Raw genomic sequence first — 23,397 nt, 5'->3', positions numbered from 1 at the left:
CCGCGAAAGACGTCAGGCTCCGGACCGGCGCGCGAGCTGCGAGCGGAAGATCGGGACGAACCCATCGAGGTACGCCCGGACGTCGATCGACTCGATCTCGCCGCAGTAGTCGGCGCCCCGCTCGTACTCGCGGCGCCACTGCTCGACGAACGCGGCTTCGATGCCGGCGCCGCGGATCCGTTCGGCGATCACGCTGACCGCCTCCTCGGACGGCTCCCGTCGGAGCGCCCGGAGTTCGTCGACCGACACAACGCCGGACTCGAGGGCGCGGACCACGACGCCCGAACTGTAGTCGCCCTCGGCGAGCTCGCGCTCCCAGGTGGCGATCCAGTTCCCGATCCGCGCCATCCGCTGCCCATGGGCGACGACATCCCGAACGGCCGAGAGGTCGCGCATCTCGAATCCGGAGGAGGTCGCGAGGTCGATATCGGCGAACGGGAAGAGCATCATGTTGTAGACGTCGTAGGTTTGGAGCTCGCGCTCGCCGGCGAGGCCGGGATACCGGGCCAGCAGCGCCGAGTAGTCGACTGACTGGAGCGCCTGGCGCACGTCGAACCGGAACAGCGGTTCGAACTCCTCGGCCCGCGAACTCTCCCGGAACTGCGACAACAGCGCGTCCCAGAGCTCCTGCTGGAACCGAACGTACTCGCCGTCGACGCCGTCGCGGGTCGGATCGGCCGGTCGCGAGTCGAACGGGACGAGTAGCAGTTCCTCGAGGGTCGCTCGGTCGCCGTGTCGCTCGGCGACGTCGTCGATGACGGTGATGAACATCGTGGCGAGCACCTTCGCGTCGCGAACGTGCCGGCCGCGCTCGTCGTCGACACAGGACAGGCGAAACTCGGGTTCGACCGCGTCGAACCACCGCCACGTCGATCGATCCCGGTCGCCGATCCGCTCGTCGTAGGCGTTGGCCAGCGGCCGAACCGTCTCCGAGAGCGTCCGCGTCGGTGCGTTCGCAAACGGATCGATCTCGTCCTCGAGGCTAGGGAACTGCGACTCGGCAGCCATCGTTTACCTCATACATAATTGAAACTAAAAGTATTTTTTGCTAATTGTTTAGATTGCAATGGATAGTTGTCGCCCCACGGCGGGCGACGCGAGGGAACCGGACGGACAGTCCTTTCGTGCTGGGAGCGAACGACTCGAGTATGCCGGCAGACGAACGCGAGGCGGGCGTCCACACGCTCCCGATCACGGTAGAGTACGGTAATCGAACGCTCACGCTCACTCCGACGCTGGTCGAGACCGAGCGCGGACCAGTCCTGATCGACGCCGGTCCGGAGGGGTCGCTCGAGGGCATTCGCACGCACCTTCGATCGCTCGGCTACGCTCTCGAGGACATCTGGCTCGTCGTGTTAACCCACCACGACGCCGATCACGCGGGCGGACTCGACGAGTTGCTCGAAGCCGTCGACGCGGTCGTCGCGACCCACCGCGAGGAGGCGCCGTACGTCACCGGCGAGCGCGACCCCATCAAGGGCGACGGCGACCGCTATCCCCCCGTCGACGTCGATCTGGAACTCGCCGGCGGCGTCCGGATCCCGACCCTCGCCGGCCCGATGGACGTCCTCGAGACGCCGGGCCACGCGCCCGGACACGTTTCCCTGTACTTTCCGGAGGACGGCTTCTTGATCGCCGGGGACGCTCTCGTCGCGGACGACGTAGACGGCACCCTGTCGGGCCCGAAGCCCGAGTTCACGCCCGACATGGATCGCGCCCTCGACTCAGTCGGCGAGCTGGCGACCCGCGAAATCGAGCACGTGGTCTGTTACCACGGCGGCTACGTCGACAGCGGGAGCGAACGGATCCGTGAACTCTCCGAGCGCGGACTCGAGGACTGACGACCGCCGCCACCCGCGGGTTCGGGACGACGTCGTCGGTTCGGGTCAGGCCGGATACGTTCCCTCGAGCGTCGCCTTCGCGACGGTCCGTCCCTCCATCGCGTCCCTGAGATCGTCGGCGTCGGGGTCCGTTCCCGGATCGATCGCGTCGGCCACCGCGAAGACGGTAAACCGATACGTGTGCTCTCTGTCCGGCGGGTTCGGGCCGCCGTAGCCCGGTTCTCCGTAGTCATTGGTTCCTTCCTCGGCGCCGGCGTCGTCGGGGTTCCAGTCCACGGGGATCGTCGTCTCTTCGGCCGGAACGTTCCAGACGAGCCAGTGGTCCCACACCTTTCCGGCGGGTTCGACTGCGTCGGGGTCGTCGACGATCAGCGCCAGCGTCTCGGCGTCGTCCGGCACGCCGTCGATCTCGAGAGGTGGGTTAACGTTCGCGGCTTCGTAGCCGTACCGGTCGGGAATCCGTTCGCCGTCGTCGAATTCGGGACTCGTGAGCGTGAGCGTTGCCATTCGTGTTACACCTCCGCACCGCCGGCCTCGAACGGGACTTGCCGACGGCAGGCGAGCGAACGAGGCCGACGATCGCCGTACGCGACCGTTCCACGATCCGCCGGAAGTAACTTTCAGTGCGCAGTCCCTCGAGGGTCGTCGCTCTCGAGGATTCCGAACGGGCGGCTCTCACCGCCGGAACGGACGCCGTCCCTGCAGTTGCCACGACGCTTCCTAACCGGTTCGGGACGCGAGTTCGGACCGACGATGAGCATCCTCTCCCAATCCGAACAGCAGAGCGACAGCGCAGTCGGCCAGTGGGGCGGCGACGCCGAATCGGCGTCGGACTCGGACGTAACCGCGCGGCCGCTGTTCCGCCTCGGGCGGGCCCTGTTCGGCGGCATCCTCGCGTTCACGGCCGTCGACAATCTCCGGCAACTCGAGGGGCGGATCGACTACGCCGACGCCAAGGACGCGCCGCTGCCCGGCGTGACGGTGCCCTCGGTCAGCGGGAGCCTCCTGCTTGGCGGTCTCAGCGTCGCCCTCTGGCGGGCCCCGGCGGCCGGCGCCGCGGCGATCGCCAGCTTCCTGATCGGGACGACCCCGATCATGCACGACTTCTGGAACGAGGACGATCCTCAACAGCAACAACAGGAGCTGACCCACTTCCTGAAGAACACCGCGCTGCTGGGCGCGGCCCTCGCGTTCCTCGAGGTCGGCCAGCGAGAGACGTAGTCCCCCGTCGCCAGTGGCATACGCGGAACTTTTCGTGCATTCAACTTTTTCACATTGGGGTTCTGACGATACTGCATGAGCCGAATCGTCGATCGTACGTCCCGTCCGTCGCGGCGGGAGCGATAGATGTCCGCTCTCCGGGTTCGCCGATTCGAACCGGCGGACACTGATCGGATCCGGGAGCTACACGAAACGGCCATGCGGGACGTCGGCGCCTACGTCGCGGACGTTCCGGACGGGGACCTCGAGACCGTCACCGAGACGTATCTCGAGAACGGCGGCGAGTTCCTCGTCGGCGAGCGCGAGGGACGAATCGTCGCCATGGGCGCGTTCCGGCCGGTCGACGGGACGGATTTCATTGCGCAGGTACTCTCCGATCTCCCGGAGTCGACGGTCGAACTGATGCGGATGCGCGTCGATCCGGACTATCAGCGCCGCGGCTACGGTCGGCGGATCGCGACGGAACTCGAGCGACGCGCTCGCGAACGAGGGGCTACGCATATTGTCCTCGATACGAGGCCGACACAGACCGCTGCCCGCGGGCTCTACGAGACGCTGGGGTACGAGGAAGCGGCGCGCGAGCGGATCGAGGGTTTCGGCGAGCCGTTCGAACTGGTATTCTATCGGAAATCGCTACTCGACGGCGATTAACGGCGGTTCGAAACCCGCCGTCACTCCTCGAGCAGCCGCTTCAACCGATCCAGTTCCGTCAGCGCCTCGACGGGCGTGAGGTGCGCGAGGTCCAGTGCCCGGAGCTCGGCGGCGACGTCGGTCGGGATATCCCCACCATCCGCAGTGGCTGCAGCAACCTCGTCTTCAGTCGGTTCGACCGGTGCGTCCGCGTCGCCCGCGTCTTCCCCTTCTTCGATCGGTTCACCGTCGTCGCCGGCGGCCTCCGCGACCAGTTCCCGCGAGCGCTCGACCACGGTCTCGGGGACGCCCGCGGCCGTCGCCACCTCGACGCCGTAGGAGCCCGTCGCCGCGCCGGGTGCGATCTCGTGGTGGAAGACGACCTCGCCGTCGTCCTCGTCGACCTCGAAGTGGAGCGTGAACGCGGCCTCGAGGTCGTCGGCGAGTTCGGTCAGCGGGTGGTGGTGGGTCGCGAACAGCGTCGTCGCGCCGACCCGGTCGTGGACGTGCTCGGTGATCGCCTGCGCGATGGCCATGCCGTCGGCGGTCGAGGTGCCCCGACCTACCTCGTCGAGCAGGACGAGCGAGCGCTCGTCGGCCTCGCGCAGAATGGTCGCGAGTTCGTCCATCTCGACCATGAACGTCGAGCGGCCGCCCGCGATGTCGTCGCTGGCGCCGACGCGGGTGAAGATTCGGTCGACGGGCGTCAGTCTGGCCGAGCGCGCGGGGACGAAGCTCCCGACCTGCGCGAGCAGAACGATCTGGGCGACCTGACGCATGTAGGTCGACTTCCCCGACATGTTTGGACCCGTGATCACCGCCAGCCGTCGGTCGTGCGTCAGGTTCGCGTCGTTCGGAACGAACGACTCCTGGGTGCGCTCGACGACAGGGTGCCGGCCGCCCTCGATGTCGATCTCGAGGCCCTCGTGGTCGTCGCGCTCGAGCATCTCGGGGCGACAGTAGTCGTACTGGGCCGCGACGGTCGCGAGCGAGACGAGCGCGTCCAGCGTCGCGATCGCGTCGGCCAGTCCCTGCACGCGTTCAACCTCGGCGGCGATTTCGCTGCGGACCGCACAGAACAGTTCGTACTCGCGCTCGTCGGCCCGCTGCTGGGCGCCGACGATCTCGTCCTCCCGCTCTTTGAGTTTCGGCGTGACGAACCGCTCGGAGTTCTTCAGCGTCTGTCGGCGCTGGTAGTTCTCGGGGACAGAATCGAGGTTCGGGTTCGTCACCTCGATGTAGTAGCCGTGGACGGAGTTGTGGCCGACCTTCAGCGAGCCGATGCCCGTCCGCTCGCGCTCCCGTTCCTCTAAGTCGTCGATCCACTGCTTGCCGTCTCGAGCGGTCCCGCGGAGGTCGTCCAGATTCTCGTCGTACCCCTCGGCGATGATCCCGCCCTCGGTGATCTCGATCGGCGGCTCCGCGACGACGGCGTCCTCGATCAACTCGCGGACGTCCGTCAGCGGGTCGAGGTTCTCGCGGAGTTCTCGCAGGCGTTCGCAGTCGGCGTCGGCCAACTGCTCCCTGATTTCGGGGACGACCGCGAGCGTATCGCGCAGTGAGCGCAGATCTCGGGCGTTGGCTCGCTCGCGGGAGATGCGGCCGATCAGCCGCTCTAAGTCGTACACCTCTCGCAGGCGGTCGTGGAGCCGCTCACGGGTCTGCACGGCCGATTTCAGCTCGGCGACCGCGTCGTGGCGGGCCTCGATCCGCGCGGGCTCGAGCAGCGGCCGACGGATCCAGTCCCTGAGCTTGCGGCCGCCCAGCGCGCTCGCGGTCTCGTCGAGTACCCCGACGAGCGTCGCGTCGTCCCGACCGTGGACGGTTCGGGGTTCGAACAGCTCGAGGCTGCGCAGCGCGACGGCGTCTAACAGCAGGTACTCACGGGGGTCGTAGCGGGTGAGCTGGGTGATGTACTCGAGGCGCTGCTCGGCGTCGCCCTCGAAGACCGCTTCGACGCGCTCCTCGTCGCTCTCGCCGCGTTCGCCCTCGTGCTCGCCGCCGCGGACGTACTCGGCGTACGCGAGCAAGGCGCCGCAGGCCCGTATCTCGGCGTCCCCCGCGAGCAGGGCGTCGGGGTTGCGAAAGTACGCCGCGAGCTTGTCGGCGGCCCGTTCGCGGTCGAAGGCGCGGGCGTCGAACGGCGTCACCATGCAGTCGTCGGGGACTGGGTTGGCGGGCGCGTCGGGGCCGACGACGGCCTCCGAGGGGTCGAATCGGCTGATCTCGTCGGCGATCGACTCCGGGGCGGTCGCGCTCGTCGCGTAGAAGTCGCCCGTCGAGACGTCGAGCAGGGCGAGCCCGAGCCGCTCGCCCTCGCGAGCGATGGCCGCGACGAAGTTGTTGTCGTCGCTCGCGAGCAGTTCGTCCTCGGTGAGCGTCCCGGGCGTGATCACGCGCGTGACCGCGCGCTCGACCACGCCGGAGGTCTCGCCGGGCTCTTCGACCTGATCCGCGACGGCGACGCGGTAGCCGGCCTCGAGCAGCTCCTCGATATACGATTCGGCGTTGTCGATCGGAATGCCGGCCATCGGGTACTCACCGGTGGAGTCCTCGCGGCTCGTCAGGGCGATCTCGAGCAGGCGAGCGGTGCGTTCGGCGGCGCCGCAGAAGGTCTCGTAGAAGTCCCCCACCTGAAAGAGCACGATGGCGTCGTCGTAGCGGGCACAGAGGTCGTGGTACTGCGCCATCATCGGCGTCAGCTCGTCGCGTTTCTCGGCCATCTGTTCCGGAGGGCCAAGCGCCGGATCCATACCCGAATACCGCCGTCGGACGCGGAAATAGCTTGCTGGATCGGCGCCGAACGATCCGATTTCGAGACAGTTCCGGTAGCGCGACTGTCAGGAAACGGAAAAGGCGTATTACGCTCGACCGCACAACCCCACACGAATAGCATGACCACCCGTTCGCCGACCGCGAGTCGCGCCCTCGTCTGTCTCGTCACGCTCCTCGTCTGCGGCGTCGGAACGGTCGGCATCGTCGCCGCGACCGGCGGCTCCGCGTCGCTGGAGGCCGACGATTCGCCCGCCGAGTCCGTCGACGTGACGGACGACGAGTTCGAAAACGCCAGCGGCGACCTCGAGACCGACGACGGTCGCGAGAACGCGACGAACGGGACCGGCGACGAGGACGACGGGACGGACGAGATCCGGAACGCAACCGACGGGAGCGACGACACCGTCGACGAAACCGAAGATGCCCTCGAGAACGGGACTGAGACGGCGACGAACACGACCGACGAGACGAGGGACGCGGTCGATACCGTCGCCAACGAGACGGCCGACGGGGGCGACGAGATCACGAACGACACGACCGAGACGGTCGACCGGCTGCTCGACGACTCGAGCGGTGCGATCGACGGCGACGCCGAACTCGACGGCTCGATCGGAACGGGACCCGTCGACCTCGAGGCGGCTGCGTCCGTGTCGACCGAATCGAGTGAGAGCGCGGATGACGACGATTCCAACGCTGCGAGCGGGAGCGACAACGACGGTACCGGCGGCGCCTCCGCGGTTCCGGGCGGCACCTCGACGACGGCCGACGCCGTCCTCGTCGGCCTGCTCGGGACGGTCACCGCCGCGGGGGCCGCAGCGGGGAGTGCCAGCGGCGCCGGCGGGGCGGCCGGCGCCGGTGCCAGCGCGGGTGCCGCTGCCGGTTCGGCCGGCGGTGCTGGCAGCGCCGCAGGTGGCACCGCGGCCGGCGGCGCGACCGGCTTCGCGGCGAAGTGGCTCGGCCAGTCCTCCGTCCTTCAGTATCTCCGTCGAATCGGATCGCTCGTCCCCTGGAACCTCGTCTCGATCTTCCGATACAGCCGCTACGACGATTCGGATCCCCTCGAGAACGACCGCCGGCGGACGATCTACGAGACCATCGCCGACGACCCCGGCTGTTACCTCTCGGCGGTCAGCGACCAGAGCGGCGTCGCGCTCTCGACGGTCCGCCACCACGTCCGCGTCCTCGAGGAAGAAGGGCTGGTGGCCACGGCCAAGGTCAACGGCAAGCGGCGGTACTTCCTCGAGGACGACCGGCTGACGGCCGACGAGAGCGCCGTCGCCGACGTCGCACTCCACGCCGCCCTCGCGGAGCCGGCCAAGCGCGAGGTGCTCGAGACGCTCGCGGCGCTCGGTTCGGCGCCGAACGGCCGCCTCGCAGACGAACTCGAGCGCGATCCGAGCACGGTCTCTCACCACCTCTCGGCGCTCGAGGAGGACGGGCTGGTCGTCCGCGAGAAGGACGGTCGGTCGGTCGTCAACGAACTCGTACCCGCGGTCGAAACGACCCTGCGAAGCGAGAACGCGGCGCTCGAGGACGTATCGGCCGAAACGTCGGCATCGGCGCCCGCCGACGACTGACGGAGGGGACGATCGGCAGTAGAAGGACGCCTAAAATCGACTGCCCTCTCACGTACCGAGTCGTGACGCCCCCGTCGCCTCGAGGGTCGCGTTGACGACGATCCCGACCATGAGCAGGACGGCTGCGAGATAGAGACTCGTGAGGATGATAATAACACCGCTGAGCACACCGTATATCGCGTATCGGCCGGCGTTGGCGGCGTAATAGTGGACCCCGGTGTGAACGAGCGTCCAGCCGAACGCGGTCACGAGTGCTCCCGGGAGCGCGGCCGACGGCGTAGTCGCCGACCGCGACGGGACGTAGTACATCGGCAGGAAGGCGACGGTGAGCGCGAGAACGAGGACGACGAATCCCGAGAGTCCGGCGACCGGTCCGTCGGGCGGCAGCGGGAACAGCGCGCTCGTCCCGACGATCGCGACGATCGCTAGTCCGATGGATCCGAGGACGACGACGGCGTCGCGAACCTGACTTCCGAGCGGACGCTCGGGTACCCGCTCGATACGCTCGACGACCGCTAGGAAACCGACGGCGACGTTCGCACTACTCCAGGCGAGGACGCCGATCGCGAACAGCACCGCCCAGGTTCGTCCCGTCGCGGTCGTCGTCGCCTCGTAGACCAGCCGCTGGGCGCCGGGCGTGAGAAACTCCGGTGTCGTGCCGTGAATCCGGGTGACAAGCCGCTCGCCGACGAGCGCGAACAGGAGCATGAGCAAGGGGATGAACGCGACGAACGCGTAGTACGCGAGCGCGGCCGCGGGATACTTGACGTCTTGCTCGTAGACGACCCGGACGACCGTCGCCGCGGACTCGATCGCCTCGGCCAGGCGCCCCATATGCCCACTACGGTCGTCCGGCCCAAACCGCTGTCCCCCGACAATTCCAGGCCGCTCGACGCCGTCGTTCCCGAACAGTTCGTCACCTCGCTCCCCAGACCACCGAGACGATCGCGATGGGGGTCCCGTGAAATACTCGAGCCCGCGAGAGCGGGTCGAGCTACCGGTATCGGCGATCGTAGCAGCGGCGACAGTCCTGTAGACCGTCCGTACCGGCAGTCACTCGGCGGCGCCGGTCGTCTCGAAATAGCGATCGGCGTGCGTACTACAGCCCGGATTGAACGCCGCGCCACAGGACGGACACCGGTAGTCGGCCTCGAGGTACTCAGGAACCGCGAGTTCGGTCTCGCAGACGCCACACAGCACCGACGGTTCGTCGAACCGATCGCGCGGCCACGGAACGGCGTCGTGATCCGCCGTCTCGGCGTGACAGCGATAACAAGGATAGTAGCACTCGCAGCAGGCGAATTTGAAGGCGACGACGTCGCGCTCGGTCTGGTAGTGAGCGCACCGGGTCTCTGAATCGACGTCGACGCCGCGAACGAGAGGGTCAGACACGGATCGTCGGTCGAACCGACGGGCGCACGGGACTTCGAGGTTTCGACCAACGGATTCGCGACAGCAGCGGCTCTCGGTGCCCGGCGAACCGGGCCAGCGTCAGACGGCTTCGACGCGGTGATCCGTTACTCGAACGATGTCGTGTCGCCGCGCCGGTAGCGGTCGAGACGACGGTAGCCGTGGACGGTCGCGCTCTCGTCGAGTTCGATCTCGTAGCGACCGACGATGTCCTGCGTGTCGGGGACGGCCCGGCGCTCGACGACTTCGACGACCGCGCGCCAGCCGTCGTCGGTCGGCGAGATCTCGCTGACGGCGTCGAACTCCCGGCCGATGAGCTCGCCGGCGGTCGACTGGACGGTCCGGCGAACCGCGAGGACGCCCGCGATCTCGTCGTGGTCGGTGTCGACGTCGGCGTCTACCTCGTCGGGATCGGTCTTCTCCTCGCCGGTCATGTCGGCCGTGCCCAACTCTCGGCTCTGGGCCTGCGACTCCCGTTCGTCGTCCTGTGCCGCTTCGTCCTGTTCGTCTTCGACTGCTTGACTGTCGCTCACTGTTGGATCACTCTCGTCGTGCTGATAGCAGAAGCCGTCCTCCTGGGCCGGCCGCGAACAGCGCTCGCCGTCCTCGGTCAGCGCCCGACACTGATCCTGCGCTTGCTCCGCTTCCGCTGATTGCTGGGTATCGGCTTCGGCCATTGGCGTGTGCTGAACCGTTCGTGTGTATTCGTCCGTGTCTGGATCTCCGTGCTCTGCGTATCGTCGTTCTCCCGCGGAGACGGGTGCCGAGTCAGACGGACTCGGCGATCTGCGTCCGGAGCTGCGAGACGTCATCGGGACCCTCGCCGGCGATCTTCGGGGCGAGCACGTCCATGAAGACGTCGGTCAACAACTCGTCGTCGAACTCGCCGGCCTCGCCGTCGCCGTCACCGTTTCGCTGGCCGTCGAAGACCGCCAGCCCCTTCGCGGCCGTGATCGCAGCCCGCGTGCCGACGACGAGGTCGAGTTCGTCGCGCAGCGCCCGGGTCTTCGAGACGATGGCCTCGACGTCTTCCTCGGAGAGGTCGACGTGGGACTTGACGATTTCCCGTTCGGTCTCCGCGTCGTAGTAGTCGATGTGGACGCCGACGAAGCGGTCGAGCAGCGCGTCCTGCTGTCGATGGACGCCCGCGTACTCGACGTCGTTCGACGTGAAGATCGCCCGGAACTCGGGGTGGACGTCGATCGTCCGGTCCTCGCCGCGCTTGCCCGGTCGCTCGAGGACGCCCTCCTCGAACACCGAGAGCAAGACGTTGTGCGCCGAGGGATCGCTGCGCGAGAACTCGTTGTAGACGAGCGTCGCGCCCTCCTGGACGGCCACCGAGAGCGGGTTGTCGACCCACCGCTCGCGGACGATCTCCGTCTGTTTGCTCACGCCGCTAACGAAACGATCGCTCTCCTTGTATCGTTCCCCGCCGGCGTTCGCGCCGACGAGCGCGGCCGTGTCGACGGACTCGTCACCGTTGATCCACACGACCGGTCGGCCGCGTTCGGCGGCGGCCGACAGCGCAAGCGCCGTTTTCCCGCAGCCCGTCGGACCGATCAGGTGGACCGGCTTCTCCGCCTCGAGCCAGCCGTTGATCCTGTCGCGCAGCGAGGCGACGGCGTCGGTCTCGACGAACGGCTCGGGAGCGACGTCTTCGGGGGCGGAGAGGGAACTGTCGCCGTTTCGCTTCCCCGCTTTCGACGACTTGCGGGCCAGCTCTTTCTTCGCACGCCGTCCCTCCTTCTTGGAGCGGTCGGTCGTGATCTTTCGACCTCTGACCTTGCGCTTGCGCGAGGAATCGTCGGCCATGGAGCGTTATTGGGTAGCGGATTCGGGTGACGATTCCGGACGCGGTTCGACCTCGAGCTCCTCTAACTCCTCGAGGTCGCCCTCTGCCGTCGCTTGCTCAATTTTTGCGATCTCCTCCGCGTAGTGGAGGAAGGTGTCGACGCTCGCGACGACGACGCGGGCCTCGATCGTCAGGAGCTCGATCCCGACGACCGAGACCCGTGCCCAGACGTCGATGACGACGCCCTTGTCGAGGATGCGATCCAGTACCTCTGCGAGACTCGAGGAGTCGGGTCTCCGACCTGATGATGCTGCCATACGGATCCGGGTACTCCCCCTGCTCGTAACACGACTGGGACTGCGTCTGCAAGCCGGCGACGCCGAACCGCGACCGCTCCGAACCCGTTCGGGTCGCCGTCGCGGGCTGCCATTGCAAGCACTACGATGACCCATCGCGGCGGTGAAATTCACATGACGAGTTCCTCGAATACCCGCGGGTGAGCGCGGACGTAACGGAGTCCGGAGGCGCTTCCCCGGGTAGTCGACCCCGTTCCCATGATTTCCCGATCGATCCCCTTCGAGGCCGTGGACGAATCGCGCCCGCGCTTGCGGGCACGAGCAGCGCCGCCGTTCGACGTCGGGGTGATCGCCCGATGACCCACCGATACGTCTACGGCGTGATGAACGACGATCCCGTCGAGTTCGAGACCGACGCCGTCGGCGGCGCCGACCGCGTCTACACGGTTTCGCATCGACGGCTCAACGCCGTCGTCTCCGATATCGACACGACCGATCCCGAGGAGACCGACGAGGACGCCCAGCGACACGACGACGTCCTCCGGGAGATCATGAACCGCGACGGCGGCCGAACGATCGTGCCGATGCAGTTCGGGATGGCCTTCGAGAACGACCGGGCGCTCAAGAACGTCCTCCGCGGCGCCAGACCGGCGTTCCGGCGCGCGATCAACGACATCGAGGGCCGCGAAGAACTCGGCCTCAAGATCGTCCGCGAGGAGGACGCCGAGGTCGACACCGATGCGCTCGAAGAAGCCGTCGCGGACGAACTCGAGTCGATCGCCGCGCAATCGGTTCCCAACGACCTGTTCAGCGATCGACTCGTGCTCAATCGCTCCTACCTCGTCGACCGCGACGAGCGCGAGGCGTTTGACGAGGCGATCGCCGACCTCGAGGACGAGTACGACGATCTCATGTTTCGGTACACGGGGCCGTTCGCACCGTACAGCTTCGTCGACGTCAAGATCGGCGCCCAACAGTAACCATGTTCATCCTCGACGACCTCCTGATCCGACCGTTCGTCGGCATCGTGGACACGCTGCACACGATGGCGCTGAGTGAGATGTACGACATCGAGGCACTCGAGGCCGAACTCAAGGAGAACCAGTTGCTGTACGAACTCGGCGAACGCTCCGAGGAGGAGTACCGGCGCCGCAAGGACGAACTCGAGGAGGAGATCGAGATCGCCCGCGACGTCCACGAGCGACTCGCGAGCGGCCGCGTAGAGGTGAAACGCTGATGTCACCAGACGACCACACACCCGAGGACCGACGCGACGAATCGAGCGACGATCAGGGCCACTGGCTCACCAGCCTGCTGTCGGCCCTCGAGTGGCTGGACGAAGCCTCCCGGTCCGGTCAGCGCCGCGGCGATCGAACGACCATCGACTACGACGTCTCGATCCGGACCGGCGACGCGCTCACCGATCGGCTGGGGGACGACCGGAGCCCGTTCGCCGACGCGAACGATCGCGATGAGTTCGACCGCGACCGAGACGTCGACCGGAATCGACCGCGAACGCGCCGGTACCGGCCCGACTCCTCGAGCGGGTCGACCGCGCCCTCGAGCGACCACCTCCTGACGACGCGGGAGGGCGAGGACGAACTGCTCGTCACCGCCGACGTGGCTGGCGCCGATCCGGACGACGTCACCGTCGGCTTCGACGGCGCGACCCTTGTCGTCGGCGTCGCGGGACGCGAACTCGATCGGATCGACGTCCCGTGGCGCGAGCGAACGGCCGAGGCGACGATCAAAAACGGCGTGCTCTCCGTTTGGATCGAACCGAACTCGAGTCCAGAACCGGACGAGAAAGCGCCGACGGAGACCGAGACTGAGACTGAGACGACCGAGCCAACGACGGACGCGGAGTCCGAGACGGAGGACGACGATGAGTGACGACGCGGCCGACACCGGCGAGACCTTCGACGCCCTCCTCGACGAAGCGGAGGACTCACTCGAGAACCTCGATGAGTATCTCGGCGGCGGCGAGAACGTCGAGAACCTCGACGACAGCACGCTCGAGTCGATCCTCGGCGACGTCGAGACGCTCGTCCGCGTCGTGCGCGAGACCGAGGAACTGCTCGAGGCGATCGATCTCAGCGAGCTCCCCGAGGCCGTCGACGGAGACGACCTCCTCGCGGCGATCGAGGTCGGGGACATCCCCGAAGTGCTCGCCGACGAGGACCAGGGCGCGACCGACCTCGTGAACTTCACGCAGCTCTTCCGGGCGATCAACCTGTTGAACGCCTGGGACGCCACGGACCTCACCGACGTCTGGCAGGAGAAACGCGAACTTCAGGACGCCGTCGACGAACTCGATGACGGCGAGGACGCCGGCATGGTCGAAGACGCGATCTCGGACATCGCCGGTGGCGGCGACGGCGAGGGCGGCCTGATCGGCGGCGACGACGACGACCTGATCCAGATGGACGCGGGCGACGCGAAACAGGCGCTCGGCGACATCAACGTCGCGGAGGATCCGGAGGCCTATCAGATCGCCATTCAAGAGCAGGCGTTGAAGGGAATCGACGCGTTCCGGTCGGCGCTGCTCGAAACCCACGAGAAGTTCGAGCAGCTCTACGAGATGAACCGGGAGAAGATGCGCCGGAAGGACGCCAGCACGAATTCGCGGAATCCGACCGCGGCGGCGACGATTCCGACCGAGCGCCGCGACCTCGGCAGCGGCGCCCGCTACTCGACGGTGCCACAGGACGTCAAACTCTCGACGGCGCCGACCCGGAAGCGCATCTACGGCCGCCGATTCGAGATCGAGCGGGAGAAACAGCGCCGGCGGGAGAACGGCCGGCAGGAGAACGGCGGGCGGACGGACCAGCAACGGCGTGAGAACGACGACTCGGAGACACAGCAGCAGCGGGCAACCAATGAGTGATACCATGTTACCAACGGCGATTCGACGGCGACTCGAGGTACTGACGGCCGTCGGGCTGGCGACCGTTTCGCCACCGACGGATCCGACCGGTCCGACCGCGGCGGATCCGACCGCGACCGATACGACGCCGTCCGACGACGGAGGTGATCGCCGTGGTGGATGACTTCCAGCCCAGCCGGCAGAAGGCCGATCTCGCGGAGGTCGTCGAGATGCTGCTCGACAAGGGGATCGTCATCAACGCCGACATCGCCGTCTCGATCGGCGACACGCAACTGCTCGGCGTGCAGGTCCGGGCCGCTATTGCCTCTTTCGAGACCGCGGCCAAGTACGGCCTCGAGTTCCCCGAAGGCACCGACATGCGCCGCGTCGCGGCGGCGGTTGACGACCCGGAAATCGCCGAGATGGACCGACCGAATCCGGTGATCGATCCCACGCGGGGCGTTAACGCCACCGCCGACGAGCGGTCCGAAGACGAGAGTGACGCGTCGGACGAGGCGAACGACGACTCGAGCGACGACGGCGCGAAGAGCTACGAGATGCCCGATCGCGGCGCCTCCCACCTCGGCGCGCGGCCGAATCCGAACCGGCCGACCAGCGGCGGGTACGATCTGCTCAGTGACGACTCCGATTCCGACGGTGACGGTGAGAACGAGACTGACTCCGACGGCGACGAGGACGCCGAAACGACCGAGAACGGCGACGGAGAGGAGGCCGAAGCGGAAGCGACGAACACGGAGGGAGACTCGTGACGCAGATCGACGTCGGCGACGGCGAGGACGCGCGCCAGGGACTGGTCACGCTCGTCGTCACCGTCGTGGAGATCCTGATGGACGCCTTGGAGCGCGAAGCCGTGCGTCGCATGGAGTCCGGGAACCTCGCCGACGAGGAGATCGAACGGCTCGGCGAACAGCTCGCGACGATCGAGGCGGAGATCGAGCAGCTCAAGGAAGATGAGGGGATCGAGGACGGCGTCGACGACCTGCGCGGCGACCTGAACGGGCTGGTCAACGACGCGATCGAACAGCTCCACGGCGAACCGCGAGCCACGAATAAACCCGGCTACTCCGTGCTCGGAGGTGACGAGGAGTGAGCTCCGAACGGTCCGACGAACGGCTCGAGGACATCGCCGACGCCGAGAGCATCGACGATCTCGAGGGCGTCGAGGAGTTCGAGGATCTCGAGGAGGCCGTCGACGAGGCGGTTCCCGAGATCGACGACGGGCGATACCTCTACTGTATCGTCCGAGCCGACGAGGGCGCGACGTTCGAAGCGACCGGCGTCGACGGCGAACCCGTCTCGATTGCGGTTGCCGACGGCATCGGCGCGGTCGTCCACGAGACCGACGGGATCTACGACTCGGCCGATCTCGCGCAGGTTCGGCGCTGGCTCGTCCGCCACCAGACGGTCGTCGACGAGGCCGCCCAGGAGTTCGGGACGCCGATCCCGTTCCAGTTCGACACGATCCTGCGGGGCGGCGACGAGGGCGTCCGCGAGTGGCTCCGCGAGGAGTCCGACACGCTCGACCGCGCGCTCTCGGGGCTGGCGGGCCACTGGGAGTACCGCGTCGAGGTCGTCGAGATCGACCCCATCGACGACGAGGCGCTGATCGAACGGGACGACCGCCTACAGGAACTCGCCGACCAGATCGACGACTCCGGGTCGGGAACGTCGTTCCTGCTCGAGAAGAAACTCGAGCAGCGCCTGACCGAACTGCGAGCGGCCCGCCGCGAGTCGATCACGGCCGATTTACAGGACCGACTCGCGGACGCCGCGCGGGAAGTCCACAGCCTCGAGCGGTCGCCGACGGCGTCGCTGTCCGACGACATCGCCGACGGGGCCGACGAACGCGACGGAGAAACGCTCTGTCGACTGACGCTGCTCGCCCACGAGGACGAGGAGGAGGCGATCGGCTCGATCCTCGACGACGTGGCGGAAAACGACGGTTTCGAGGTCAGGTTCACTGGGCCGTGGCCGCCGTACACGTTCGCGCCGGAACTGGGCGGCGACGAATCGACCGATACCCAGCCACACCCATGAGACCGCGAAAGGACGAAGAGACGCTCGTCGACGTGCTCGACGTGCTGCTCATGGAGGGCGCCGTCCTCCGTGCGGACGTGATCGTCTCGGTCGCTGGGATTCCGCTGATCGGCGTCAAGCTCACCGCGGCCATCGCCGGAATGGAGACGATGAACGAGTACGGCCTCTTCGAGGAGTGGGACGTCGAACGACGGCAGACGTCGATCACTCGCCGTCAGCACAAGAAGAAACGGAACCGGAAGCGGGCGCCGAACGAACTCGAGCGGCTCACGGTCGGATCGACGCCGGAGGGCGAGCGTTCTCGCGACCGCGATCGCGGCGACGAATCGTCTCGAGACCGCGCCGAGGAACGGTCTCGAGGGGACGACGGCGAGCAGTCCCGAACGGAGAACGACGAGCGATCGGACGGAGACGCTCCCGAGTAGACGACGAGTGAGACGACTCGAGCGTCGGTTTCGGGAACTGCAACCGTACCAGTGGGCCGAACCGAACGGGATCGATGGCCAGTCGTCGTCGCTCAGGCGTGCTTCGGTCGTTCCGTGGTGAGCTCGACGTCGCCGGTGACGTCCTCCGTATCGCGGTCTTCGTCGTAGATGTACTGGCCGGTCGCCCCGCAGAGCGTACACTCGTAGGTCTCGGAGATCTCGTTGATCATCTCCCCGTCCTCGAAGTAGACGCGGCTCTGCGTTATCTGCAGGAATTGGGCGGTCTCGCAGTTACTGCAGGTGATCATATCCGATCGAAGGCCATGACCGGTTGTAGTTATCCGGCTTGTAACCGAAAGTGGAACCGATCTATGCGTTTCTTACCGACGATTTGACAGCCCTCCTGGTGGCGGCCGGAGCAGTTCGAACGGCGATCCGAGAACCGGACGACCCGCGCCCGTAAGAACCGCATAACCGACTGACAGCGTCGGGGTGAAGCGACACGGTATAACGATATTAGCGACCGAAAAACAGCGTTCCATCAACCGTTCCACGACGGTATGCAGTCACTTCCAGCCACGGCAATCGTCGGCCGGGAGGGTCCCTCGAGTCGCGACTCACTCCGCGGCGGTGGGCACGTCGATTCGATCCCCGGTTCGGGCCGCCTCGTAGGCCGCTTCCGTCAGCGCAGTCACCCGGAGGGCGTCCCGGGCCGTCGCCGGCGGTTCGGCACCGGTCCGGACGCTCTCGAGGAAGGCCTCGGCGCGGGTCCGCTCGGCACGGGCGTCGATGTAGGGGTCGTACTCGCCCGCGTCGGCATCGATTTCGGTGACGGTGCGCGAGCCCCACTGGCGTCCCTCGAGGTAGACGGCGCCGTCGTCGTCCCAGACGTGGACGTGTTCGCGGACCGAGGGGGCGTCGCCGTTGAAGGAGAAGGTCCCCGTGGCGCCGCCGGCGAACCGGACGTCGAGGTGCGCCCGGCTGTCGACTCGCTCCGCGTCGTCGTGGAAGTCCATGCTCGCCGCGACGGACCCGGGTTCGAGGCCGGTCGCCCAGAGGACGCCGTCGAGGACGTGGCTCCCGGTGTCGTAGAGGAAGCCGCCGCCCGAGAGGTCGGGATCGAGCCGCCAGGTCCCCTGTGAGTCGTCGATCCAGTCCTGGGTGATCGACGCGGTCAGCCAGTTCGGTGACGCGTCGTCGAACCGCTCCCTGGCGGTCCGAAACGCCGTCTGGAGGTGACGCTGATAGCCGACCATCAGCGTCTCCGAAGACTGCTCGGCTCGATCCGCGAGGTCGCGTGCGCGCTCGAGGTCGGTGGTGAGGGGCTTGTCACAGTAGACGTGACAGCCGGCCTCGAGGGCCGCGACGACCTGTTCGTAGTGGAGCGTGTGGGGCGTGCCGACGAGGACGGCGTCCAACGGGGCGTCCTCGAGCATCGTCGCGTAGTCGGCGTACCGCTCGGCGTCGGGGACGTCGAACGCGGTGCCGACTTCCGTGAGCCGTTCCGTATCGAGGTCACAGAGCGCCTGCACGGTCGCGTCGCCGTGCCGGTGAAACTGCCCACCGACGGTCGTTCCGATGTAGCCGAGCCCGACGATTCCGAGCCGAAGCGGCGCCTCGAGTTCGTTCTCGTGCATGGACTGCTAGACGGGAAGCGGACCCAATTATCTTCGCCCGTCGTGGGCTCCGTGAAACGGGTTACGAACGACTTCGACTTCTGAGCGGCGATTTCGGCGGCGTTGGGGTTCGAAACAGCCGGGTTAGCCGTCGCCTGTCAACTGTTTGGGGAGACTACTGGCGGCCAAGCGCCTGCATAACAATGGGTGACACTGGCATTGCTTCGGCTGCGGGGAAGACAACCCCGCCGGGTACGCGCTCGACCGAGCCGACGCGCTGACCAGTCGATTGCGTGCGTTCGTGCCCGGATCGCTCGGAAGTGGACTCGCCCCCGCTTCGAGTTAGCTCATGTCTCTCACGCCAGGGCGGGTTCCCGCCCCCGCCCGGGTTTCCGAAACCGATACGTCGACCAGCGACGGCTCCCGTCCCGACGGAGTCGCCGCGTCGGCCGGACCGCTCAGAACTCGGTGACGACCGGAATGCCGACCGTCTCGTAGTCGTCCATCGAGGCCAGCGTCTCCGGCAGCTCGTCGAGCGAGAGCCGTTCCCCGATAATCTTGCTCGGCTCGAGGGTCCCCTGCGCGATCAGCTTGAACAGTTCCTCGTAGCGGACCAGCGGCATGCCGAAGGAGCCGTGGAAGTCGATCTCCTGCATCGTCATGACGTCGACGGGCAGTTCGATCTGCCCCGCCTCCTCGCCGGTCGTGAGTCCGACCTGGACGTGGCTGCCCCGCGTGCCGAGGCTGTTGACCGAGTTCGTGCAGGTCTCGGCGACGCCTAACGCGTCGATGGAGACGTCGGCGCCGCCGTCGGTGATGGCCTTGACCTCCCGGGCCGCGCTGTCGACCGCGGTCACGTCGATCGTCTCGCGAGCGCCGAGCGCCTCGGCGCGCTCGAGTTTGTGGTCGACGAGGTCGATCGCGATCGGATGGGCGCCCAGCGCGTTCGCGATGTGGATCGCGGAGAGGCCGACGCCGCCGCAGCCGTGGACGGCGACCCAGTCGCCGGGGCGGAGGTCGGCGCGGTCGGCCAGCGCGTGGTAGGCGGTCATGAAGCGGCAGCCGAGACCCGCCATCTCGTCGTACTCGACGGTTTCGGGCAGTTTGACGCAGTTGAAGTCGGCTTCTCGGACCGGGAACGCCTCCGCGAAGGCTCCCTGGGAGTACTCCGACAGTCCGAGCGGAAGCACCGTCTCACAGTTGTTCGCCCGCCCCTCGCGGCAGTGCGGACAGCTCCCGTCGCCGAGATGGAACGGGACGGCGACCCGGTCGCCGACCGCGAGGGTCTCGATGTCTTCGCCGACCTCGGAGACGACGCCGGCAGGCTCGTGGCCGAGGATCTGTCCCTCCGGGACCCCCGCGCCGATCCAGCTCCAGTCGCCCTGCCAGGCGTGCCAGTCGCTGCGACAGACCCCGCAGGCCTCCGTCTCGACGATCACCTGATCCGGCTTCGGCTCCGGATACGCGACGTCCTCGATCGCCAGCGGCTCTCCGTGTTCTTCGATGACGGCTGCTCGCATATTCCCTAGTTCCGCCGGACAACACAAAAGTTTATGAGAAATAACTGGATCGGAAACGTGTGATCGGTTTATTACGGCTCAGGTGAGTAGTTCCGCGCTCTCTGCGGAGAGTTCGACGGTGACGTCCTGGCGGGTCTGGTCGCTGATCTGATCGATGTTCCGCGTCAGCACCTCGAGGATGTCTTCCGGTTCGGGGTAGACCAGCAGGTTCCCGTCCCCGTCTTCCATCACCAGTTGCGTGTCCGCCAGCGTCACCTGATCCTCCTCGATGTGAGCGACGATCGCCGGCAGCGCCTCCGCGCCGCCGACGTCGCCCTCCTCGACCTTCGCGATGTACAGCGAGTCGAGTCCGATCAGGTCCTTGTACTCCCGGACGCGCTCGGCGCAGGCGACCATGTCGCGCGTGATCGCGGTCTTTCCCTCGTTGCCGTGGGTCCCCTCGTAGCAGTGTTTGCAGACGCGGAGTTCCATGCGCATACGCCGTCGTTCGATAGCATCCCGCAAGGGGGTTTCGCAGGCGACGGCGTCAGTCACGCGCGATTTGATAAGTCCGTGAGACGTCCCGAACCGTAATCGATCGATACCGCTCTTCGCAGCCGACCGTTCGAGACGAGCGAGCGAGTCTAAAACGGCATTGCTCCAGTATATCCCACATTTTGGGGGCGGATTGAAGTCCGTCCGCGCGTACGTTGTGACGATGGCACGTGAGCAGCAGGCGCGCGTCCTTCGGGTCGATCTCTCCGCGCGGACCGTCACCAGCGAGCCGATTCCGGACGCGTGGCTCGAGCGGTACGTCGGCGGGAAGGGCCTCGGCGCGCGGTACCTCTACGAGGAACTCGAGGCGGGGACCGAGCCGCTGTCGCCCGCGAACGTGCTGGCGTTCGTCGTCGGTCCGGTATCGGGGCTGACCCCCGGCGAGCCGCGGTACGCGGCGATCACGAAGTCGCCGCTGACGGGGACCTTCCTCGACTCGTACAGCGGCGGCGAGTTCGCGGCGCGGTTAGCGGGGTCGCTCGAGGACCACCTCGCCGTTCTCGTCACGGGTCGGGCCGACGAGCCCGTCGTCCTCTCGGTCGACGGCGGGGACGCGACGATCGAATCGGCGGCGGAGCTTCGGGGTGCGGATGCCGCGGAGACCTGCGCGGCGTTTCCCGACGCCGGAGTCGCCTGTATCGGCCCGGCGGGGGAGCACGAAGTCCAGTACGCGACCATCGCCGCCGACGGCGGGGACCATCACGCCGGCCGGGGCGGCGCCGGCGCGGTGATGGGCTCGAAGAACCTGAAGGCCGTCGTCGCGCGCGGCAACCCGCCGACCGGACTCGAGGCCCTCCGCGAGCGCTACGAACGCCGCTTCGCCGAGAGCGACGAGGGCCGGTGGCAGTCGGCCAGCGAGACCCTCGAGACGATCGACGTCGCGGACGCGGTCGGCGTGCTCCCGACGCGGGGCTGGCAGGAGCGGCGGTTCGACGGTGCCGACGACCTCGGCATCGAGGCGGTCCGCGAGCGGTCACACGGGCGCGAGCGCGAGGACGATGCCGTCGCCGGCGGCTTCCGTGTCGATACCAACGAGGGGGAGTCGGTCCCGCGAGGCGCCGCGCCGATCGTCCTCGGAGCCGGTCTCGGAATCGACGACTTCGACGCCGTCGCGACGCTGGGCGCGGTCTGCGACAAGCTCGCCGTGGACGTCATTAGCGCCGGCAATGCTGTCGCGTGGGCCGTCCGAGCGAGCCAGGAGGGGCTGCTCGAGCGCGACCTCTCCTTTGGCGACGAGGACGCCGCGCAGGACGTGATCCGCGAGATCGCGACCCGCGAGACGCCGCTGGGCGACGCGCTGGCCGACGGGATCGACGCCGCGGCCGCCGCGTTCGGTGGCGAGGACCTCATCCCGACGGTCAAGGGGATGGACTACTCGTCGTACGACCCCCGCGGCGCCGAGACGATGGCGCTGGCCTACGCGACCAGCGACCGCGGCGCCTGCCACCGCCGCGCCCGCCCCGTCGAGTCCGAGGCCGTCGGCCGCGCCTGGCCCGACGACCGCGCCCGCGTCGCCGCCGTCGCGGGCGAGCAAAACCGCCGGGCCGTCCTCTGGAGCCTGATCGCGGACGACTTCCTCGAGGACGCCCTCTCCGAGGACCTCGGCGCCGAGTGGCTCGCCGCGGTCGGCTACGACGTCGGCCGCGCCGACCTCGCGACCGCCGGCGAGCGGATCTGGACCCTGATCCGGCTGTTCAACGTCCGCGAGGGCTTCTCCCGCGAGGACGACGCCTTGCCCGACGCCCTGCTCGAGCCCCGAGCCGACGCGGACGACGGGAGCGACGGCGACGCGAGCGGCGACGGCCTCGATCCCGACCGGTTCGACGCGCTGCTCGAGCGCTACTACCGGTATCGCGGCTGGGACTCGGAGGGCCGACCGACTCGGGAGACGATCGAACGGCTCGGCCTCGCGGACGTCGTCGACGACGCGACGCCGATTCCTGAGGGAGACGATCCGGCGTCCGGCAGCGAAACGGACCCTCCAGCGGAGGTGAGCGACGATGACTGACCGGATCGACCTCGACGACCTCGAGACCGGCGCTGAGGAGGACGAGACGGAGTCGGGGAACCGCGGCGACTGGCTGTGGCGCGACGACGGAGCGGCGGAGCCGGCGGACGAACCCGATTCGCCAGCGGCGGGGACGACGGAGGGGACGGCGGACGCAGAGCCGGCGACCGAAACCGAGGATGACGGCGCGGAGACGGACGAACCGGACCGCACACCGGCCCCACACGTCCCCGAGACGGGCGAGAGCACGCCCGTCGGGATTCCGACCGAGGGCACCGGATCGAGCGGCGGCGCCTCGAGCGCGCCGACGGATTCGACGGCGGGAGCGAGCGACCGCAGAACCGAGTCGATGCACCCGATGGGTGCGGCGCCGTCGGACGCGTCGAGCGCAGCGGATACGACCGAACCGGCATCGGGCCCCCACGGCGGTGATGCCGACGAGATGACGACCGCCATCACCTACGGCGCGCTCCGCCGACTCGAGCACCCGGCGGCGGTCGTGGCGGACGCCGCCGGTTGGAGCGACTGGGTCGGCATCGTCGGCAGCGTGCCCGCCCACGTGATCCAGAAGTTCCAGCGCGACCGCGGAATCGACGTCGACTTCTTCAACGGCACCGGAACCGGTCCCGGCGAGCGCCTCGCCGAGATCGACCGCAACTCGATGTTCTTCGCCGATCGCATGGTCGTCGTCGGACTCGCAGGCGAGGACGAACCCATCGCCGAGACGGCCGACTGGGAGTTCGTGCCCCTCGAGACGGCGGCCGAGAAAGCGGACTGGGCGCTCGCGGACGACGCGTCGTGAGTCGTTCGTCACGTATCGACCGTTAT

27 protein-coding genes are annotated in these 23,397 nt (G+C 67.7%); 15 read left to right on the top strand and 12 right to left on the bottom strand.

The window, feature by feature from the left end:
- Positions 1-12 precede the first annotated feature (12 nt).
- Complete coding sequence (locus HTUR_RS11760; RefSeq protein WP_012943546.1) at positions 13-1,008, bottom strand: hypothetical protein; 996 nt, start codon at positions 1,006-1,008, stop codon at positions 13-15.
- Between the two features lie 140 nt (positions 1,009-1,148).
- Here HTUR_RS11760 and HTUR_RS11755 point away from each other — a divergent pair, with 140 nt between their 5' ends.
- A complete protein-coding gene (locus HTUR_RS11755; RefSeq protein ID WP_012943545.1) occupies positions 1,149-1,841 on the top strand; it encodes an MBL fold metallo-hydrolase in 693 nt (230 codons plus the stop codon).
- 45 nt (positions 1,842-1,886) lie between these two features.
- On the opposite strand, the gene HTUR_RS11750 is transcribed toward HTUR_RS11755, so the two are convergent.
- Positions 1,887-2,348, bottom strand: a complete 462-nt coding sequence (locus HTUR_RS11750) for a YbhB/YbcL family Raf kinase inhibitor-like protein (RefSeq protein ID WP_012943544.1) — start codon at positions 2,346-2,348, stop codon at positions 1,887-1,889.
- Between the two features lie 246 nt (positions 2,349-2,594).
- On the opposite strand from HTUR_RS11750, the gene HTUR_RS11745 reads away from it, so the two are divergent.
- Positions 2,595-3,062, top strand: a complete 468-nt coding sequence (locus HTUR_RS11745) for a hypothetical protein (RefSeq protein ID WP_012943543.1) — start codon at positions 2,595-2,597, stop codon at positions 3,060-3,062.
- A 126-nt stretch (positions 3,063-3,188) separates the two neighbouring features.
- A complete protein-coding gene (locus HTUR_RS11740; RefSeq protein WP_012943542.1) occupies positions 3,189-3,713 on the top strand; it encodes a GNAT family N-acetyltransferase in 525 nt (174 codons plus the stop codon).
- A 20-nt stretch (positions 3,714-3,733) separates the two neighbouring features.
- On the opposite strand, the gene mutS is transcribed toward HTUR_RS11740, so the two are convergent.
- On the bottom strand, positions 3,734-6,445 hold the full coding sequence (gene mutS / locus HTUR_RS11735; RefSeq protein ID WP_049941713.1) for a DNA mismatch repair protein MutS: 2,712 nt from the start codon (positions 6,443-6,445) through the stop codon (positions 3,734-3,736).
- Between the two features lie 141 nt (positions 6,446-6,586).
- Here mutS and HTUR_RS11730 point away from each other — a divergent pair, with 141 nt between their 5' ends.
- Complete coding sequence (locus HTUR_RS11730) at positions 6,587-8,044, top strand: helix-turn-helix domain-containing protein (protein ID WP_012943540.1); 1,458 nt, start codon at positions 6,587-6,589, stop codon at positions 8,042-8,044.
- A 48-nt stretch (positions 8,045-8,092) separates the two neighbouring features.
- Here HTUR_RS11730 and HTUR_RS11725 read toward each other — a convergent pair whose 3' ends face one another.
- The 5 genes from HTUR_RS11725 to gvpA form a co-directional block, all read right to left on the bottom strand.
- Positions 8,093-8,878: a YihY/virulence factor BrkB family protein gene (locus HTUR_RS11725; RefSeq protein ID WP_012943539.1), complete on the bottom strand. Its 786-nt coding sequence runs from the start codon at positions 8,876-8,878 to the stop codon at positions 8,093-8,095.
- Between the two features lie 219 nt (positions 8,879-9,097).
- Entirely contained in the window at positions 9,098-9,436 is a 339-nt protein-coding gene (locus HTUR_RS11720; protein ID WP_012943538.1) for a CHY zinc finger protein, read from the bottom strand.
- 125 nt (positions 9,437-9,561) lie between these two features.
- Positions 9,562-10,131: a gas vesicle protein GvpO, halophile-type gene (gene gvpO, locus HTUR_RS28555; RefSeq protein ID WP_012943537.1), complete on the bottom strand. Its 570-nt coding sequence runs from the start codon at positions 10,129-10,131 to the stop codon at positions 9,562-9,564.
- Between the two features lie 91 nt (positions 10,132-10,222).
- Positions 10,223-11,266 carry a gas vesicle protein GvpN gene (gene gvpN / locus HTUR_RS11710; protein ID WP_012943536.1) on the bottom strand — a complete coding sequence of 348 codons (1,044 nt, stop codon included), beginning with the start codon at positions 11,264-11,266 and terminating at the stop codon, positions 10,223-10,225.
- Between the two features lie 6 nt (positions 11,267-11,272).
- The gene (gene gvpA, locus HTUR_RS11705; protein ID WP_012943535.1) at positions 11,273-11,563 is read right to left on the bottom strand and encodes a gas vesicle protein GvpA; all 291 of its coding nucleotides are present in this window, start codon (positions 11,561-11,563) and stop codon (positions 11,273-11,275) included.
- 335 nt (positions 11,564-11,898) lie between these two features.
- On the opposite strand from gvpA, the gene HTUR_RS11700 reads away from it, so the two are divergent.
- The 9 genes from HTUR_RS11700 to gvpM are packed head-to-tail and all read left to right on the top strand — an operon-like array spanning position 11,899 to position 16,891.
- A complete protein-coding gene (locus HTUR_RS11700) occupies positions 11,899-12,522 on the top strand; it encodes a GvpL/GvpF family gas vesicle protein (protein ID WP_012943534.1) in 624 nt (207 codons plus the stop codon).
- Between the two features lie 2 nt (positions 12,523-12,524).
- Complete coding sequence (gene gvpF, locus HTUR_RS11695) at positions 12,525-12,779, top strand: gas vesicle protein GvpF (protein WP_012943533.1); 255 nt, start codon at positions 12,525-12,527, stop codon at positions 12,777-12,779.
- Positions 12,779-13,435 carry an Hsp20/alpha crystallin family protein gene (locus tag HTUR_RS11690; protein WP_012943532.1) on the top strand — a complete coding sequence of 219 codons (657 nt, stop codon included), beginning with the start codon at positions 12,779-12,781 and terminating at the stop codon, positions 13,433-13,435. The genes gvpF and HTUR_RS11690 overlap by 1 nt, the downstream gene beginning before the upstream one ends.
- Complete coding sequence (locus HTUR_RS11685) at positions 13,428-14,429, top strand: hypothetical protein (protein WP_012943531.1); 1,002 nt, start codon at positions 13,428-13,430, stop codon at positions 14,427-14,429. The genes HTUR_RS11690 and HTUR_RS11685 overlap by 8 nt, the downstream gene beginning before the upstream one ends.
- Positions 14,422-14,592 (top strand): hypothetical protein, encoded by a 171-nt coding sequence (locus tag HTUR_RS27385; protein ID WP_187291452.1) that lies wholly within the window; start codon positions 14,422-14,424, stop codon positions 14,590-14,592. Before HTUR_RS11685 ends, HTUR_RS27385 begins: the two co-directional genes overlap by 8 nt.
- On the top strand, positions 14,573-15,178 hold the full coding sequence (gene gvpJ / locus HTUR_RS11680; protein ID WP_012943530.1) for a gas vesicle protein GvpJ: 606 nt from the start codon (positions 14,573-14,575) through the stop codon (positions 15,176-15,178). Before HTUR_RS27385 ends, gvpJ begins: the two co-directional genes overlap by 20 nt.
- On the top strand, positions 15,175-15,519 hold the full coding sequence (locus HTUR_RS11675; RefSeq protein ID WP_012943529.1) for a gas vesicle protein K: 345 nt from the start codon (positions 15,175-15,177) through the stop codon (positions 15,517-15,519). Before gvpJ ends, HTUR_RS11675 begins: the two co-directional genes overlap by 4 nt.
- Positions 15,516-16,466, top strand: coding sequence for a gas vesicle protein GvpL (gvpL, locus tag HTUR_RS11670; protein ID WP_012943528.1), 951 nt, complete (start codon positions 15,516-15,518; stop codon positions 16,464-16,466). Before HTUR_RS11675 ends, gvpL begins: the two co-directional genes overlap by 4 nt.
- Positions 16,463-16,891, top strand: a complete 429-nt coding sequence (gvpM, locus tag HTUR_RS11665) for a gas vesicle protein GvpM (protein ID WP_012943527.1) — start codon at positions 16,463-16,465, stop codon at positions 16,889-16,891. Before gvpL ends, gvpM begins: the two co-directional genes overlap by 4 nt.
- Before the next feature lie 92 nt (positions 16,892-16,983).
- Here the strand turns inward: gvpM and HTUR_RS11660 are convergent, their stop codons facing one another.
- From HTUR_RS11660 to HTUR_RS11645, 4 genes are all read right to left on the bottom strand, one after another.
- Positions 16,984-17,199, bottom strand: a complete 216-nt coding sequence (locus HTUR_RS11660) for a hypothetical protein (RefSeq protein ID WP_012943526.1) — start codon at positions 17,197-17,199, stop codon at positions 16,984-16,986.
- 309 nt (positions 17,200-17,508) lie between these two features.
- A complete protein-coding gene (locus HTUR_RS11655; protein ID WP_012943525.1) occupies positions 17,509-18,528 on the bottom strand; it encodes a Gfo/Idh/MocA family protein in 1,020 nt (339 codons plus the stop codon).
- Positions 18,529-18,965: 437 nt separating this feature from the next.
- Entirely contained in the window at positions 18,966-20,027 is a 1,062-nt protein-coding gene (locus HTUR_RS11650; protein ID WP_012943524.1) for a zinc-dependent alcohol dehydrogenase family protein, read from the bottom strand.
- Between the two features lie 78 nt (positions 20,028-20,105).
- Positions 20,106-20,504, bottom strand: coding sequence for a hypothetical protein (locus HTUR_RS11645; RefSeq protein WP_012943523.1), 399 nt, complete (start codon positions 20,502-20,504; stop codon positions 20,106-20,108).
- 220 nt (positions 20,505-20,724) lie between these two features.
- On the opposite strand from HTUR_RS11645, the gene HTUR_RS11640 reads away from it, so the two are divergent.
- Both HTUR_RS11640 and HTUR_RS11635 read left to right on the top strand, forming a co-directional pair.
- Complete coding sequence (locus HTUR_RS11640) at positions 20,725-22,569, top strand: aldehyde ferredoxin oxidoreductase family protein (RefSeq protein ID WP_012943522.1); 1,845 nt, start codon at positions 20,725-20,727, stop codon at positions 22,567-22,569.
- Positions 22,562-23,371, top strand: a complete 810-nt coding sequence (locus HTUR_RS11635) for a DUF7124 domain-containing protein (RefSeq protein WP_012943521.1) — start codon at positions 22,562-22,564, stop codon at positions 23,369-23,371. Before HTUR_RS11640 ends, HTUR_RS11635 begins: the two co-directional genes overlap by 8 nt.
- Positions 23,372-23,397 lie beyond the last annotated feature (26 nt).

It is taken from the genome of Haloterrigena turkmenica DSM 5511, assembly GCF_000025325.1.
Classification (GTDB): Archaea; Halobacteriota; Halobacteria; order Halobacteriales; family Natrialbaceae; genus Haloterrigena; species Haloterrigena turkmenica.
Note: the sequence above shows the minus strand (reverse complement) of the source record. Positions and strands in the feature narration are given on the sequence as shown.

Coding starts and splice junctions, on each gene's coding strand:
- HTUR_RS11760 (WP_012943546.1), bottom strand. CDS start 1,008: ATGGCTGCCGAGTCGCAGTTCCCTAGCCTCGAGGACGAGATCGATCCG.
- HTUR_RS11755 (WP_012943545.1), top strand. CDS start 1,149: ATGCCGGCAGACGAACGCGAGGCGGGCGTCCACACGCTCCCGATCACG.
- HTUR_RS11750 (WP_012943544.1), bottom strand. CDS start 2,348: ATGGCAACGCTCACGCTCACGAGTCCCGAATTCGACGACGGCGAACGG.
- HTUR_RS11745 (WP_012943543.1), top strand. CDS start 2,595: ATGAGCATCCTCTCCCAATCCGAACAGCAGAGCGACAGCGCAGTCGGC.
- HTUR_RS11740 (WP_012943542.1), top strand. CDS start 3,189: ATGTCCGCTCTCCGGGTTCGCCGATTCGAACCGGCGGACACTGATCGG.
- mutS (WP_049941713.1), bottom strand. CDS start 6,445: ATGGATCCGGCGCTTGGCCCTCCGGAACAGATGGCCGAGAAACGCGAC.
- HTUR_RS11730 (WP_012943540.1), top strand. CDS start 6,587: ATGACCACCCGTTCGCCGACCGCGAGTCGCGCCCTCGTCTGTCTCGTC.
- HTUR_RS11725 (WP_012943539.1), bottom strand. CDS start 8,878: ATGGGGCGCCTGGCCGAGGCGATCGAGTCCGCGGCGACGGTCGTCCGG.
- gvpO (WP_012943537.1), bottom strand. CDS start 10,131: ATGGCCGAAGCCGATACCCAGCAATCAGCGGAAGCGGAGCAAGCGCAG.
- gvpN (WP_012943536.1), bottom strand. CDS start 11,266: ATGGCCGACGATTCCTCGCGCAAGCGCAAGGTCAGAGGTCGAAAGATC.
- gvpA (WP_012943535.1), bottom strand. CDS start 11,563: ATGGCAGCATCATCAGGTCGGAGACCCGACTCCTCGAGTCTCGCAGAG.
- HTUR_RS11700 (WP_012943534.1), top strand. CDS start 11,899: ATGACCCACCGATACGTCTACGGCGTGATGAACGACGATCCCGTCGAG.
- gvpF (WP_012943533.1), top strand. CDS start 12,525: ATGTTCATCCTCGACGACCTCCTGATCCGACCGTTCGTCGGCATCGTG.
- HTUR_RS11690 (WP_012943532.1), top strand. CDS start 12,779: ATGTCACCAGACGACCACACACCCGAGGACCGACGCGACGAATCGAGC.
- HTUR_RS11685 (WP_012943531.1), top strand. CDS start 13,428: ATGAGTGACGACGCGGCCGACACCGGCGAGACCTTCGACGCCCTCCTC.
- HTUR_RS27385 (WP_187291452.1), top strand. CDS start 14,422: ATGAGTGATACCATGTTACCAACGGCGATTCGACGGCGACTCGAGGTA.
- gvpM (WP_012943527.1), top strand. CDS start 16,463: ATGAGACCGCGAAAGGACGAAGAGACGCTCGTCGACGTGCTCGACGTG.
- HTUR_RS11660 (WP_012943526.1), bottom strand. CDS start 17,199: ATGATCACCTGCAGTAACTGCGAGACCGCCCAATTCCTGCAGATAACG.
- HTUR_RS11655 (WP_012943525.1), bottom strand. CDS start 18,528: ATGCACGAGAACGAACTCGAGGCGCCGCTTCGGCTCGGAATCGTCGGG.
- HTUR_RS11650 (WP_012943524.1), bottom strand. CDS start 20,027: ATGCGAGCAGCCGTCATCGAAGAACACGGAGAGCCGCTGGCGATCGAG.
- HTUR_RS11645 (WP_012943523.1), bottom strand. CDS start 20,504: ATGCGCATGGAACTCCGCGTCTGCAAACACTGCTACGAGGGGACCCAC.
- HTUR_RS11640 (WP_012943522.1), top strand. CDS start 20,725: ATGGCACGTGAGCAGCAGGCGCGCGTCCTTCGGGTCGATCTCTCCGCG.
- HTUR_RS11635 (WP_012943521.1), top strand. CDS start 22,562: ATGACTGACCGGATCGACCTCGACGACCTCGAGACCGGCGCTGAGGAG.